The sequence below is a fragment of the Actinomadura sp. NBRC 104412 genome (assembly GCF_030269515.1).
GTDB lineage: Bacteria > Actinomycetota > Actinomycetes > Streptosporangiales > Streptosporangiaceae > Spirillospora.
In genome coordinates, this window is the sequence record NZ_BSTM01000009.1 from 44,413 (window position 1) to 58,260 (window position 13,848).

The window sequence follows — 13,848 nt, forward strand, 5'->3', positions numbered from 1 at the left end:
TCTCACTACCCGAGACGGGCATCCCAGGCGTGCCCGTGGTTGAGTAGGGCTTACTCAGGCGGAGGGCGGCCGCGCAGGAGCATTCTCGTACACGGAGGCGACACGGCTTCCGTTGGAGGGAAGCCGATCATGTTGTACGCCAGGCTGCAGACGGTCAGCGTGATCCAGGACCGCGACGAGGGGGAGATCGCGGAGCGCGGGCTGATGGAGATCGTCTCGCGCCATCCGGGCTTCGCGGGGCTGTGGCTGATGGAGGCGGTCGAGGACACCGCGGGCGGCGCGCTCCTGACGCTGTGGCGCACGGAGGAGGACGCCAGGCTGGCCGCCGCCCGCACCCAGGAGAAGCGGCCCGGCCCGCGGCCGGTCTCCCTGTTCAGCGACCGGATCTACGAGGTCGAGGGGCGGTTCGAGGGGCCGGACGCGGCACGGCCGCCCGGCGCCGCCGTGATCGTCTACTTCGACGGCGCGCACGACGACGACTGGATCGCCTCGGCCCGGTACGCCCACGACAAGCGGATCGTCCCGGTGATGCGGCAGGTCCCGGGCATGATCGGCGGTTTCGCGCTGTGGTCGCCCGACCAGCGGGACGGCGCGGTGGTCACCCTGGCGGTGTCGCTGGAGGCGCTGGCGCGGGCGGAGAAGGCGGTCAACTCCACGGAGCTGCTCCCAGGCGAGAACCCGGCGCTGCTGACCGGCCCCGATCGCGCCGTGGTCCATCGGGTGTCGGGTTATGTAGGCGCCCCCGTCTGAGAGGGTGTGGAGCGGCCCGTCGCTCCATAGACTCGGCGCGTGGCCGCATGGCGTCCCACCCACCCCCCGTCCGCCGAGGGTTCCTGGCCGTTCGTCGGCCGGACCACGGAGCTCGCGGCGGTGCGCTCGGCGCTGCTGGACCCTCGGGCGTCCGGTGTGATCGTGGCGGGGGACGCGGGGGTCGGCAAGACCTGGCTGACCGGCAAGGTGGCCGCCAATCTCGACCCGCGCCGCAACCTGGTGGTGCGGGCCAAGGCGACGGAGGCGGCGGCGCGGATCCCGTACGGGGCGCTCGCGCACCTGCTGCCCGCGGATCCGGCGCCCGGGGAGGGGCCGCGGCTGGATCCGGAGGCGGTGGCGGGTCCGGGACGCCGGCTCGTGCTGTCGGTGGACGATGTGCACAACCTCGATCCGGCGTCCACGGCGCTGATCGTGGACGTGCTCGGCCGCGGCGACGCCCGGCTGCTGGCGGCGGCCCGTACCGGGGCGGAGATCCCCGCGCCGCTGGACAGGCTGTACCGCGACGGCGCGCTGCACCGGCTGGAGCTGGGGCCGCTGTCGCACGCGCAGACCGCCCTGCTGCTGGAGACGGTGGTCGGCGGCCAGGTGGACGACGCGGGCGCCCGCCGGATGTGGCGGATCGCCGGGGGCAACCCGCTGTTCCTGCGCGAGCTGGTGCTGGCCGGGATGCTGACCGAGAGCGGCGGGGTGTGGCGGTGCGCCGCCGGTCCGACCCTCAGCCCGAGGCTGCGCGAGCTGATCGAGGCCCGCATCGGCGCGATCGACGACGAGGAGCGCCGCGCACTGGAGTACCTGGCCTTGGGCGAGCCGCTGGACGAGGCGCTGCTGCGGCGGCTCGCCGGCGCGGACGCGGTCGGCCGGGTGACCGCTCGGCAGCTCGTCACGGCCATCCCGGACGAGGCGGGCGGGCGGCTGCTCCGGCTCTCCCACGCCCTGTACGCGGAGGCGGTCCGTGCCGGGATGGGCCCGCTGGCGGCGCGTGCCCGGCTGCGCCGCCTGGCAGAGGCGGTGGAGGACGCCGGCACGCACCGGCGCGAGGACGTGCTGAGACTGGCGACCTGGCGGCTGGACTCCGGCGGCGACACCGATCCCCGGCTGCTGCTGCGCGCCGCCCGGATCGCCTGGTCGGGGTTCGACCTGGAGCTGGCGGCGCGGCTGGCGTCGGCGGCGCTGAACGGCTACCTGGCGCGGCCGGGGAGGCGTCCCGGCGGCGCGGGCATGGCCGCGGCGCTGCTGGCGACCGTGCTGCACTTCGCGGACCGCGACCGGGAGGCGGAGGTCGCGCTGAGCGAGGTCGCGGGGCGGCTCCGCGACGACCGGGAGCGCGCGCTGCACGCCGGTGCCCGCGCGCTGGTGCTGGCCCTGGGGCTGGCCGACGACCGTGCCGGGCAGAGGGTGCTGGACGAGGCGGCCAAGACCGTCACCAAGCCGGAGTCGCGGCGGCACCTGCTGTCCCTGTCCGCCTGGATCCACGTGACGGCGGGCAGGCTCGCCGAGGGGGCCGGGGCGGTGGAGCGGTCCCGTGCCCTCGTCCCGGCGGGCCCGCCGGTCGTCGCCGCGACCGAGGCCGCCGACGCGCTCCTGCACGCCTACGGCGGCCGCTCGTACCGCGCGATAGCGGTGGCCGAAGCGGCGATGAACGACATCGCGAAGTGGCGGGACGAGATCCCCATCGCGATGACCTACTTCACGCAGGCGCGTACCGTGGCGCACCTGTTCGCCGGGGAGACCGCTAAGGGCCTGGACGGCGCCGCGCGCGGGCTGGGACTGGTGCGCGAGTTCGGCGAGTGGGACCGGGTCGCCGCCTCGTTCAGCGGCTGGCGCGCCCAGCTTCACCGGCTGCGCGGCGAGCTGGGCGAGGCGATGCGCTGGTCCCGGAACGGCACGGCCCGCCTCGGTGACCGCTCGGCCATGTACGCGGGGCTGTGCTACGGCGAGCTGGCGTGCGCCACGGCGCAGCTCGGACGGGTGGACGAGGCCGAGTGGGCGCTGGACCGGGCGGCCGACCTGTCCCGGCCCGCCTGGCACGGGGTCGAGTTCTCCATCCTGCTGGCCCGTCCCTGGGTGCTGGCGGCGCGCGGCGACACGTCCACCGGCGTGGACGTCGCGCTGGTCGCGGCCGACGACGCCGAGGAGCACGGCCTGCTGGGGTACGCGATGTTCGCGCTGCACGACGCGGTGCGCCTGCGGGAGGCGGGGGACGCGTCGGTCGCCGTCGCGGCGGAACGGCTGGAGGCCGTGGCGCGGCGGATGGAGGGCGCGCTGGCCCCCTTGTGCGCACGGCATGCCCGCGCCGCCGTGAACGCCGACGCGGACGGCCTGATGCGGGTGGCGCAGGAGTTCGAGGGCCGCGGGCTGATCCTCTACGCGGCGGAGGCCGCCGCCCAGGCCGCCGGGGTCCACGAGGCCGCGGGGGACGGCAGGCGCGCGTCCGCGGCGACGGCCCGGGCCCGCGCGCTCGCCGCGCGCTGCGACGGCCCGCGCACCCCGGCGCTCGCGCACCTGTCCGTCCCGAGGCTCACCGACCGCCAGCGGCAGATCGCGCAGCTCGCCGCGCAGGACCTCACCGACCGGGAGATCGCGGACCGGCTGGAGATCTCCGTGCGCACGGTCGGCAACCACCTGGCCACCGTCTACGAGCGGCTGGGCGTCAGCGGGCGCGGCGAACTGGCCGAGCTGCTCGCGGGCGCCCCTCCCGGCTAGCCGATGACGCCGCGCAGGCCGTCGCGGTCGCGGACGCCGAGCCTGTCGTAGACGGCCTGGAGGTGGTTGGCGACGGTGCGCACCGACAGCACCAGCCGGTCCGCGATCTCCCGGTTGCTCAGGCCGTCCGCGGCGAGCCGGGCGATCTCGAGCTGACGCGCGGTCAGTTCGGGCGCGTCCAGCCGGGTCAGCGCCGGGGTGCGGGCGTCCGGGCAGCGTGCCGCCAGCAGGCGGGCATGGGTCGCGGCGGCGTTCGCCTCGCGGGTGCGGCCGGACGTCCCGTACGCGCGGGATGCCTGCGCCGCCGCCTCCGCGGCGAACAGCGCCATGCCGCGGTCGGCGAACGCCCGTGACACCTCGTCCAGGCCCTCCGCGTCGCGGTCGGCGGCAGCGGCGGCGTGGCGGGCGCAGATGCCGGCCAGCGCGCCGTCCATCTCCCCCGCCAGGCGTGCCAGTCCCGCACGGGCGGGCTCGGCGGCGCCCAGGCGCACCGCGTCGTGCAGGGCGACCATGACGTACGGACGCAGCGCGTGTTCGGCGTAGCGGTCGGCGGCCTCCAGCGCGATGCGTGCGGCGCCGTCGAGGTCGCCGGTCGAGGCCCTGATCCAGGCGCGGGCCACGTCCCCGGGGAAATGGAAGATCCGCCCGGTGGGGACGCGGCGCCGCTCGGCCTGGTCGAGCGCGGCGGACGCGGTGTCGGCGTCCCCGGCGGCGGCAGCGGCGTAGGCGAGCACCTCGTACCCATGGCCGGACAGCGCGCTGATCGCCTTGGCCCCGTGCGCGGCGGCCTCGTGCGCCCAGCGCACCGCGGGCCGGATCTCCCCGCGCAGCATGCAGTAGTGCACGCGCAGGTAACGGGACGTCGCCGCCGGCACATGCGACAGGTGCTCCTCGGCGAACCGCTTCTCGCCATAGGTGATGTAGGAGTCGGCGATGTCCAGGTCCCCCGCGAACAACGCGGAGGCCGCGCGGGCGTCGTTGAACGTGGCGACGAGGGTGGGGAGCTCCTGGATCCAGCCGTCCTGCTCGTCCAGCGCCTTGGACGCGAGCGGCACGGCACGGTCGAACTCACCGGTCAGCATGGCCGCCAGTGAGTCCACCGCGTCCGCGAGCACCGCCGCCCGCGGCGTCACCAAGCCCGGCGTGCGCACCATGGCGACCTTCTCCACGGCCTCGCCGAGCCGCCCCGCGTACACCTCACCGATGGCCTGGTGCGCCACGACCTCCCGGCGCAGCGCCGGATCGGTCGTCCGTTCCAACGTCCCGCCGAGCAACCGCTCTGCCTGCGCGGCACGTCCCATGCCGAGCCCCAGCGTGAACGCCCGCACCGTGGCATGGCTCACCCGGGTCGCCTCGTCCATCGGCTCGTCCGCGATCCGCGCCAGATGCTCCTCGGCCTCGCGCGGATGCCCCGCCAGAAGCAGGACGGACGCCAGCCAGATCGTCGCCGCGACATCCACGCCCGCGTCCAGCGCGGCCCGCCCGCACCGCAGCGCAAGGTCCATGTCGTGCAGCGTCCACGCCTGCCGGCACGCCGCCAGCAAGAGCTGTGGAGCGGCCGCCGTACCGCTGTCCAGATGCCAGGTGGCGACCCGCAGCAGATCGCCGTGGCGGCGCATCCCGGTCTTCTCCATCGCGGCGGCCAGATCCGCGAGGCGCCCTCTGACACGCTCCGCCCCTGCCTGGACCCGGGCCGCCTCCCCGTACAAGGGGTGCGCGGGCCGGACCTGGATGCGGCGTCCCGTGGCGGCCGAGGCGATCAGGTTCCGCGCCTCCGCGCGCTCCACCGCCTCCTCGGAGGTCAGGTCCACCAGTTGCGCGGCGCCCAGCGGCTCACCGAGCGCCACGTACTCCAGGACCTCCCTCTCAGCGGGCCCGACCGTCCCCAGCCGCGCCTCGATCAGCTCCATGATCTTGGGACTGAGCGGCAGGTCCCCGTCCCACTGCCAGACACCGCGGACCTGCGCCAGCCGCCCCTCGGCCAGCCCCGCCAGGACCAGCTCACGCAGGAACAGCAGGTTCCCCTGAGTGCTGTGGTACAGCCGCCGGGCCGTCGCCTCGGCGAGCTGCCCGCCCAAGGCCGCCTCCACCACCGCCTGGCTCTCCGCCTTCGTCAACGGCACGAGGTCGACCCGGCGGGCCAGGTCGTCCTTCCACAACGCCGTCACCGGATCGGGCGCCGCCGCCCCGGTACGCACCGTCGCCAGCACCTGCGCCTCCCGGTGCAACACCAGATGGTGCACCAGCGCGGCCGAGTTCGGATCGAGCAGGTGCGCGTCGTCCACCGCCACCAGCAGCCCGTCCCCGGAAACCGACCGCAACGCCTCACTGGCCCACCGCAACGGATTCACCACCGAACCCGCCACGCCCTCGACCGGCAGCACATGCCCGAACGCCCCGAACGGTATCCCCGCGTCCGCAGCGGTCCCACCAACCTGCAGAACCGTGAAGAGCCCCGGCTCCAACCGGTCCAGCGCCTCCCGAACCAGCCGCGTCTTCCCCACCCCGGCGGCCCCCGCCACCACGACACCCTGCGCGCCCCCCGTGCGCAGCAGCGAGTCCACCTCGTCCAGCGTCGACGTACGCCCGGTAAAAGGCCAAGAGGTACGCACACCAGGATCGTACGACGCCAGATTGTCCCGCATAGCGGAACCACCCGATCCCAAAGCAAGCCACGAAAACCACGACACCCACCCCAGCCCACAACCCCAAGCACTGCGACCACAACCAAAGACAGGCTTCAAACGGAAGCGAAACCCCTGATCACACAACGATCCGCCAAGGCAAGAAGCTGAAGCAATAAACACACCGCAACGACCTCAACCCCCGAACGGCCGCCCAAGCGCTGCAATCGCGACCGAAGGCAGGGGCGAGCGCCAGCGAGACCCTGATCGCGCAGCGAGCCCCTGGGCGAGTCGAAGCGATGCCAGCGATCGCCGCAGGTGCAACAAACGACGAGCCGCCAGGCCAGGAGCGCACCTCGCGCATGCAACAAACACCTCTCGCACCCACCCCAGCCCACAACCCCAACCCCGAACGACGCCCAAGCGCTGCGATCGCGACCGAAGGCAGGGGCGAGCGCCAGCGAGACCCTGATCGCGCAGCGAGCCCCTGGGCGAGTCGAAGCGATGCCAGCGATCGCCGCAGGTGCGACAAGCGACGAGCCGCCAGGCGAGGAGCGCAGCTCGCACCTGCAAATAAACACAGCAAGGGGACACCGTTCGTATCTCCCCCCGCTGGAGATACGGACGGTGCCCCCTCCCGATCCGGCGTCGGCGATTCGGCCGACCGGCGCCGGTGCCGTTGGCCTGTCCGGTGGGCTGGCTGGCTACCGGAGAGGCTCCCTGGGTATAGAGGGTGGCCGATGGGACCGGGACGGCACATGAGTAGCCCTTACTCAAGTTCCAGCGGAAGGGACGTCCGTGATCTTCACCTCGGTTCCGCCCGTGCGCGGGCTCTTGACGGGCGGCGTGGTCAAAGGGGACGCTCGGGACGACAAGTTCACACCGAGGCGACGGTGCGCAGGAACTCTGGTGCGATTCCAGGACGGTCCCGCCACTGTGACCAGGGAGCCTCCCCCGCATGCGACCACGGCCGGATGTTCCGGCGGGAAGGTCGGAGGGCGGCGATGATCTGGGAGTCAGGAGACTGACCCGTCGTCCTCCCGTCACCGGGGCGAGTGCACCCCGTGAGGAGATCTTCATGGCCCAGCCCGTCGTTTCGCCGCAGGCGCGTTCCACCGCGGCGCCGCAGAGCATCCCCGTTCGCGAGATTCTGCCGTGGGCAGTGTTCGCCCTGGTCGTAGGGGCCGCGTTGCTGTACTTCGTGGGCGCCGAGCAGGGCGCCACGTCGCTGTTCGGCGGCACCTGGGTGCACGAGTTCACGCACGACGGCCGTCATCTGCTCGGCTTCCCCTGCCACTGATGAGGGCGCTGCTGATCCGCGGCATGGTCACTGGGCTGGTCGCCGCGGCCGTCGGCCTGCTCGTCGCCTGGATCTACGGTGAGCCGCAGGTCGCCCACGCGATCGCGTTCGAGGAGTCGCATGCCGCGGCCCACGAGCACGGCGAGGAGGTGGTGAGCCGGACGGTGCAGCGGACGGCCGGGCTGGTCACGGCCATGGCGGTGTACGGGGCGGCGATCGGCGGGCTGTTCTCGATCGTGTTCGCGTTCGCCCAGGGGCGGCTCGCTTCGGCCTCGGGCCCGCTGGGCGCCCGCGCCACCGCCGCGCTGGTGGCTTCGCTGGGGTTCGTGGCTGTGGTGCTGGTTCCGGCTTTGAAGTACCCGCCCACTCCCCCGGCCGTGGGTGATCCGGGCACCATCGGCGAGCGTACGTCCCTCTATTTCGGCATGGTGGCGCTGGGCGTGCTCGGCACGGTCGCCGCGGTGATCGTGTACGGGCGGCTGCTGCCGCGCCTGGGCGCCTGGAACGCGGCCACGGTCGCGGCAGTGGGGTTCGCGGTCGTGGTCGCGGGCGTGTTCCGCCTGACACCACGTCCGGACGCGATCCCCGAGGGGTTCCCGGGGACGGTGCTGTGGGACTTCCGCATCGCCTCACTGGGCACGCAGCTCGCCCTGTGGGCCACATTGGGGTTGCTTTTCGGGTACCTGACCGAACGGGCTAGCGGCGGAGCAGGGCGCAGTCTCCGCACATCTCCCCGCCTGGCGGCACCCGGTAGTACAGGCAGCAGCTACGCCGAACGAACCCACCCTGGTTGAACGTCCCTGTCCCGGCGAGCGGCTCGCGGGTGAGCAGCTCGTCCACCAGGGCACGTACCGGCGCGGCCAGTCCGGGACGCAGCGAACCGGCGCGCAGCGTCCCGGCGAGGGCCGATGCGGCGTTGCCCCAGAAAAGGCCGTCCGCCAACCGCGCGAAGGCGCGCATCGCGTCACGCAGCGGACGTAGGTGCCGTTCCACGACCTCGTGATGGATGAGCTCGGCCGCCTCCACGGGGTCGTGGACCGGCCGGCCCGTGGGCTCGGCCAGCCAAAGGGCGATCGGCGCCCCCGGGGCCCACCGCCAGTGCAGGCGGGACAGGTCCGGGACGATTCCGAGTGCCGCGGCCGTGACCGTGGGCGACCACAGCCGCGAGGCGAGGCCCTGGAAGAGGATCGAGGCCGCGACCCGGCGTTCGGCCGTGCCAAGCCGCTCGGCGTACAGGTCCGTCAGGCCGAGCAGCCGCGCGGTGTCACGTTCCGGCAGTGCCCGCCAGGTCGGGTCGACCGCTTCGGACTCGTCGGTGACGATCTCGAAGAACGGCCCGAGGGCCGCGGCCTCGGCCAGCACCGCAGCGGTCTCAGCCCTCATTCCCCCATGATCGCATCCGGGCCGGGGGTGACGTCAGCTCCGACCGCCGTTGTCCCTGCGGTCCAGGGCCTTCTGCAGGGCGCGCGCGGCCTCCTCTTCGGCGTCGTCGGGACGCGGGGTGGACGCGGCAGCGTTCAAGGTGGTGTTCATGAGAATGCTCCGTAGCTTGCGAAGAAGCGGCGAAGGATCGATGGGGCTTACGGCCAGCGCTCGGCTCCGCGACGGGGTTGGCCCGCCTAGCAGGCCCCGTCGCGGCGGCGAAGGATCACTACGAAGCGCCGCATGATGCTTCCAGGTTACCCGCCACCCAACTCCCTGTCTTGACCGCCGGTCACCAATCCCAAATACCGAGACACAAGCGCACCAAGCTGATCGCACAGCAAAGGGGGCTCCCAAGGCCATGACCCCAGAAGCCCCTTTGCCACGAGCCGCCCAGCGTCACGCCAGTCCGTTGCCCGACGACCTCAACCCGTCACCCCAGCCCAGGACGGCGCCCAAGCGCTGCGATCGCGACCGAAGGCAGATTCGAGCGAAGCAAGAATCTGATCGCGAAGCGAGCCCCCAGGCGAGTCGGAGCGATGCAGCGATCGCACGCGGTGCCGGAGAAGGAGGGCGCCCAGCGCCCGACGCCGCAGGCACCGCCAATGAACACAGCGCAGCTCTCGCTTGCAATAAACAAGCACCTACTACCCAAGGTCGACGCGGCGGCCGCTGTCGGCGCCGATCTCGGTGGTGATCACGTCGACGAGCTGGGTGGGGATGGCCGAGTCCACGGTGAGCGCGATCAGCGCCTTGCCGCCCTTGCTGGCACGGCCGACCTGCATGCTGGCGATGTTCACGCCGGCGTCGCCGAGGAGCCGGCCGACCACTCCGACGATCCCGGGGCGGTCGACGTAGGTGAAGAACGCCATGTGCTCGGTGGGGACCAGCTCCATGTCGTAGCCGCTGATCTCGATGATCCGCTCGATGTGCTTGGGGCCGGTCAGGGTGCCGGAGACCGACACCACGGTGCCGTCGGCCATGGTGCCGCGCACCTGGACGACGTTGCGCCAGTCGGGGCTGTCCTCGGTGGTGCTGAGGGTGACTTCGACGCCGCGGTCGCGGGCCAGCAGCGGGGCGTTGACGAAGGTCACCGAGTCTTCGGTCACGTCCACGAACACGCCCTTGAGCGCGGCCAGTTCGAGCACCTTGACGTCGTGTGCGGCGATCTCGCCGCGTACGACCACGTCGAGCCGGACGGGGACGCCGCCGGCGAGGGCGGTGAAGATGCGGCCCAGCTTCTCGGCGAGGGGCAGGCCGGGCTTGACGTCCTCGGCGACGGCGCCGCCTTGGACGTTCACCGCGTCCGGGACGAATTCGCCGGACAGCGCCAGTTTCACCGAGCGGGCGACCTGGGTGCCGGCCTTCTCCTGCGCCTCGTGGGTGCTGGCGCCGAGGTGCGGGGTGACCACGACGTTGTCGTGGTGGAACAGGGGGCTGTCGGTCATCGGCTCGGTGCTGAACACGTCGATGCCGGCGCCGGCCACCCTGCCGTCCTTGAGCGCCAGGTCCAGCGCCTCCTCGTCGACGATGCCGCCGCGGGCGGCGTTGACGATGCGCACGCTCGGCTTGACCTTGTGCAGTTCGCGGTCGCCGATGAGGCCGAGCGTCTCGGGCGTCTTGGGCAGGTGGACGGTGATGAAGTCGCTCTCGGCCAGCAGCTCGTCCAGGGTGACGAGCCGGACGCCGAGCTGGGCGGCCCGGGCGGCCTGCACGTACGGGTCGTAGGCGATCACGTTCATGTCGAAGGCCGCGAGCCGCTGGGCGACGAGCACGCCGATGCGGCCGAGGCCGAGCACGCCGACGGTCTTGCCCTGAAGCTCCACGCCCGTGTACTTGGAGCGCTTCCATTCGCCGCGCTTGAGCGCCGCGTGGGCCTGGGGCACGTTGCGGGCGGTCGCCATCAGCAGCGCGATGGCGTGCTCGGCGGCGGTGACGATGTTGGACGTGGGGGCGTTGACCACCATGACACCGGCCTTGGTGGCGGCCTCGACGTCGACGTTGTCCAGGCCCACGCCCGCGCGGGCGACGACGCGCAGCTTCCTGGCGTGCTGGAAGACCTCGGCGGTGACCTTGGTGGCGCTGCGGACGACCAGCGCGTCGACGTCGGCGACGGCGGACAGCAGCGTCTGGCGGTCGGCGCCGTCGGCATGGCGGACCTCGAAGTCGGCTTCGAGCACCGCGATGCCGGCCGGTGAGAGTTCTTCTGCGACGAGGACGACAGGCTTGCTCAAGGAAGGTTCCTTTGGAATGGGATGTGGGATGAACTGCGGGGTCCAGGGGGCTCGGGCCCCCGGGCGAATCTGCACGCGAGTCACCACGGTGTGCCCTCGCCTCGGTTTCCCGAGTCTATCGCCCACCGTACGCGGCTCTTACGGCCCGGGGGCACACCCGGCCGAACACCCCATTTGCCAGGCGAAATGTACCCTCGCGCCATACGTCCCCGTAAGGGCGCCCGACCCACCGGCCGTCCGGGGTCAGGCGGCGTTGTGCTCCGGGACCGCCGCGAGGATGCCCGCCACATGGTCGGCGTCGGCGACCCGGACGTGCGGGACGTCGATGAAGATCCGCAGCGGTCCCGGTGGCAGCCCCAGCTCCTCGGCGACCTCGACCTGGACGTCCCGCAGCGGGATGTAGGACAGGTAGCAGCGGATCACGTCCTGCGACCGGAACATCGCCGTCATGATCAGCCGGTAGCCGCGGATCCGGAACGACAGGGCGACGACGCGCGGCACCAGGTCGGGCGGATCTCCTGCCGCGGCCCGCGGTTCGGCATCGGACGGCGGGGCGGCGGCGAAGGGAATCCAGGCACTGGTGGTCCAGGGCCGGGCCCTCAGTAGGTCGATCACCCAGCGGAGCCGGTCGGCGCCGTGCGCGCCGCGCGGCCGTGGCCCCGGCCCGGGACGGGCGGCGCCCCGGGTGCGCTCGTGCGCCTCCCGCACCAGCAGGCCGCGGTCGCCGTGCTCGCGCAGCAGCGGGTCCTCCCAGCTGAGCGAGGCGATCTCGAACAGCACCGGGGGTCCCTCGATGATCGGTCCCTGGTCCTCCAGGCCCGCCTCGCCGGCCGACCAGACGTGGCGCAGCATCGCGATCCACGCCTCCCCGCAGGTCTCCCAGCGCTGGACGGACCGTTCCGCCGCCACCACGTCACGACTCCTCGACACCGATTCCCGTTCCGGCCGCACCGGACCGCCGGACGGAAATGCAGCCCTCTCGACTTTTCGGTAAACGACGGTGGATTTCCGCGATCCGGTAAAGGCATCGCCGCACCACCCTCGCTCGCGCCCGCCGCCGCGAGCGCCCGGGGACCAACCGTGTTCGCGCAGGTGTACGAGTGGTTGCCGGATCCCGCGGCGACCTAGCACAAGTATCCGGCAAAGCAGACGGAATTGATAGCTCCCACGGCCGATCGGCTCACTTCACGGGGTTTTTGACAGCGTTCCCCGCTATGGGTCACCCCCGGCCGGGAGTTTCGCGGGTCAGGACGACGTATCCGGCGGCGTCGAACACCGTCCGATAACCCGCGTCGATCAAAGCGCCGACCCGCTGCCGCTGTTCCTCGACGGAACGGAAGGGGAAGGTGCGCCTCCCGGTGTCGGCCACGACCCAGGGCGCGTGACGGGGCTCGCGGTCCCACAGCAGGACGCGGGCGCGGGCGGAGAGGGCGGGGCCGAGATTGTTGGAGGTCTCCACGAGGGCGCCGTCAGGGACCCTGGCGACGGCCGTGGCGGCGGCACGGTCCCGCGCGTCCCGCCGGTAGAGGCCGGGGTCGGCGAGGTCGGCGAAGGCGAAGAAGGGCAGCGCCGCCACGGTCGCCGCCAGGGCCGCGGCCGCGGGCAGATGCCGCCGTGGAAGGCGCAACCGCGGAATCCCGGGCAGCCGGTACGCGCCGTCCGCGGCCGCCATGACCAGGATGGCGATGAGGAAGGCGCTGTAGTGGTAGCGGGGCTCCCACCAGTTGCCGAACCGGTCGGCCATCATCCGTTCCGCGAGCGGTGGCACGGCGGCAAGGACGAGCGGCGACCGGAGGGGAAGCAGCGCCAGCGGCAGGACGAGCAGCGCCATTGTGAGCAACTTCACCGGTGGCGAGGACAGGGCGTCCGGCACGGCCCACGGATGGGTCAGGACGTACAGGACGGCGTCCGGCATGTCCTCCCCCAGCGAGCCGTACGCCCAGTAGTAGTCGTTGTCGCCGCCGAACAGCGTGATCAGCACGCGCGAGGCCGCCCAGGTCGCGGCCGTCCCGCAGGCCAGGTAGGCCAGGCCGGCCCGCCGCTCACCCGCGCGGGTCAGCAGGACGAGCCCGAACCCCGCCAACAGCAGGCCCATGTCCTCCTTCACCAGGAGGAGCGCGAACGCGGCGAGGGCGGCCTGCCCGCGCCGACCGGCGTCGTACCGTTCGACCAGCAGCGCCGACAGCAGCGGGACGAACGCCACCTCGTGGAAGTCGAAGGCCACCGCCTCGGCGATCGGCCATGACAGGGCGTACGCGCCGGCGAAAAGGTAGGCCGACGGCCGTCCGAGGCGCCGCGCCGCGTACCGCCAGATCGGCACGATGGCCAGCGCGAACAGCACCGCCTGCGCGACCAGCAGGGTCCGCGGCCCATCATGGACCAGATACAGCGGCGCCAGCACCGCCAGGATCGGCGAGAAATGGTCGCCGAGCACCGAGAAGTCGGGCCCGAAGCCGTTGTGGACGCCCTTGACCATCGCGACGGGCGCGCCGAACCGGCTGTAGGAGCGCAACGCCTGATCGAAGATCACCAGATCGTAGGTGCCGGCCCGGAAGTCGCGCAGCCGCAGCAGCGACGACACCGCGTACACCAGGGCCGACGCGCCGACGAGCGCGGCGAGGATCCGGACGTCCCGGCGGCCCGCGGGCTCCGCCGGGTGCCGTGCGACGGCGGGGTCCCGCCCCTCCCGTACTGCCTCCGCCACGTGCCAAGACGCTACCAGCGCCCCGGTGCCCAGGTGTTCCGGGAAGCCGACACGCGGGCGAGGTTCACTCTTGGTGATCTTATGAAGGCT

9 protein-coding genes and 1 riboswitch are annotated in these 13,848 nt (G+C 72.7%); of the genes, 4 read left to right on the forward strand and 5 right to left on the reverse strand.

The window, feature by feature from the left end; translation table 11 throughout:
• The first annotated feature begins 129 nt into the window (after nucleotides 1–129).
• Together QSK21_RS13700 and QSK21_RS13705 are read left to right on the forward strand one after the other, a co-directional pair.
• Nucleotides 130–750 carry a M23 family metallopeptidase gene (locus tag QSK21_RS13700; protein WP_285696047.1) on the forward strand — a complete coding sequence of 207 codons (621 nt, stop codon included), beginning with the start codon at nucleotides 130–132 and terminating at the stop codon, nucleotides 748–750.
• 39 nt (nucleotides 751–789) lie between these two features.
• Nucleotides 790–3,474, forward strand: coding sequence for a LuxR C-terminal-related transcriptional regulator (locus tag QSK21_RS13705; RefSeq protein WP_285696049.1), 2,685 nt, complete (start codon nucleotides 790–792; stop codon nucleotides 3,472–3,474).
• On the opposite strand, the gene QSK21_RS13710 is transcribed toward QSK21_RS13705, so the two are convergent.
• On the reverse strand, nucleotides 3,471–6,119 hold the full coding sequence (locus tag QSK21_RS13710; protein WP_352231278.1) for a LuxR C-terminal-related transcriptional regulator: 2,649 nt from the start codon (nucleotides 6,117–6,119) through the stop codon (nucleotides 3,471–3,473). The two genes, QSK21_RS13705 and QSK21_RS13710, sit on opposite strands and share 4 nt — an antisense overlap.
• An 835-nt stretch (nucleotides 6,120–6,954) precedes the next feature.
• A riboswitch (cobalamin riboswitch) is annotated at nucleotides 6,955–7,145 on the forward strand.
• Nucleotides 7,146–7,176: 31 nt separating this feature from the next.
• Here QSK21_RS13710 and QSK21_RS13715 point away from each other — a divergent pair.
• Both QSK21_RS13715 and QSK21_RS13720 read left to right on the forward strand, forming a co-directional pair.
• On the forward strand, nucleotides 7,177–7,398 hold the full coding sequence (locus QSK21_RS13715) for a CbtB domain-containing protein (RefSeq protein WP_285696051.1): 222 nt from the start codon (nucleotides 7,177–7,179) through the stop codon (nucleotides 7,396–7,398).
• Nucleotides 7,398–8,192, forward strand: a complete 795-nt coding sequence (locus QSK21_RS13720) for a CbtA family protein (RefSeq protein WP_285696053.1) — start codon at nucleotides 7,398–7,400, stop codon at nucleotides 8,190–8,192. The genes QSK21_RS13715 and QSK21_RS13720 overlap by 1 nt, the downstream gene beginning before the upstream one ends.
• Here the strand turns inward: QSK21_RS13720 and QSK21_RS13725 are convergent.
• The 4 genes from QSK21_RS13725 to QSK21_RS13740 all read right to left on the reverse strand — a co-directional run bounded on the left by QSK21_RS13725 (nucleotide 8,095) and on the right by QSK21_RS13740 (nucleotide 13,758).
• Nucleotides 8,095–8,781 carry a (2Fe-2S)-binding protein gene (locus tag QSK21_RS13725; RefSeq protein ID WP_285696054.1) on the reverse strand — a complete coding sequence of 229 codons (687 nt, stop codon included), beginning with the start codon at nucleotides 8,779–8,781 and terminating at the stop codon, nucleotides 8,095–8,097. The genes QSK21_RS13720 and QSK21_RS13725 overlap by 98 nt on opposite strands.
• Before the next feature lie 686 nt (nucleotides 8,782–9,467).
• Nucleotides 9,468–11,054 (reverse strand): phosphoglycerate dehydrogenase, encoded by a 1,587-nt coding sequence (gene serA, locus QSK21_RS13730; RefSeq protein WP_285696055.1) that lies wholly within the window; start codon nucleotides 11,052–11,054, stop codon nucleotides 9,468–9,470.
• A gap of 243 nt (nucleotides 11,055–11,297) precedes the next feature.
• On the reverse strand, nucleotides 11,298–11,966 hold the full coding sequence (locus QSK21_RS13735; RefSeq protein ID WP_285696057.1) for a thymidylate synthase family protein: 669 nt from the start codon (nucleotides 11,964–11,966) through the stop codon (nucleotides 11,298–11,300).
• Between the two features lie 307 nt (nucleotides 11,967–12,273).
• The gene (locus tag QSK21_RS13740; protein ID WP_285696058.1) at nucleotides 12,274–13,758 is read right to left on the reverse strand and encodes a DUF2079 domain-containing protein; all 1,485 of its coding nucleotides are present in this window, start codon (nucleotides 13,756–13,758) and stop codon (nucleotides 12,274–12,276) included.
• Nucleotides 13,759–13,848 lie beyond the last annotated feature (90 nt).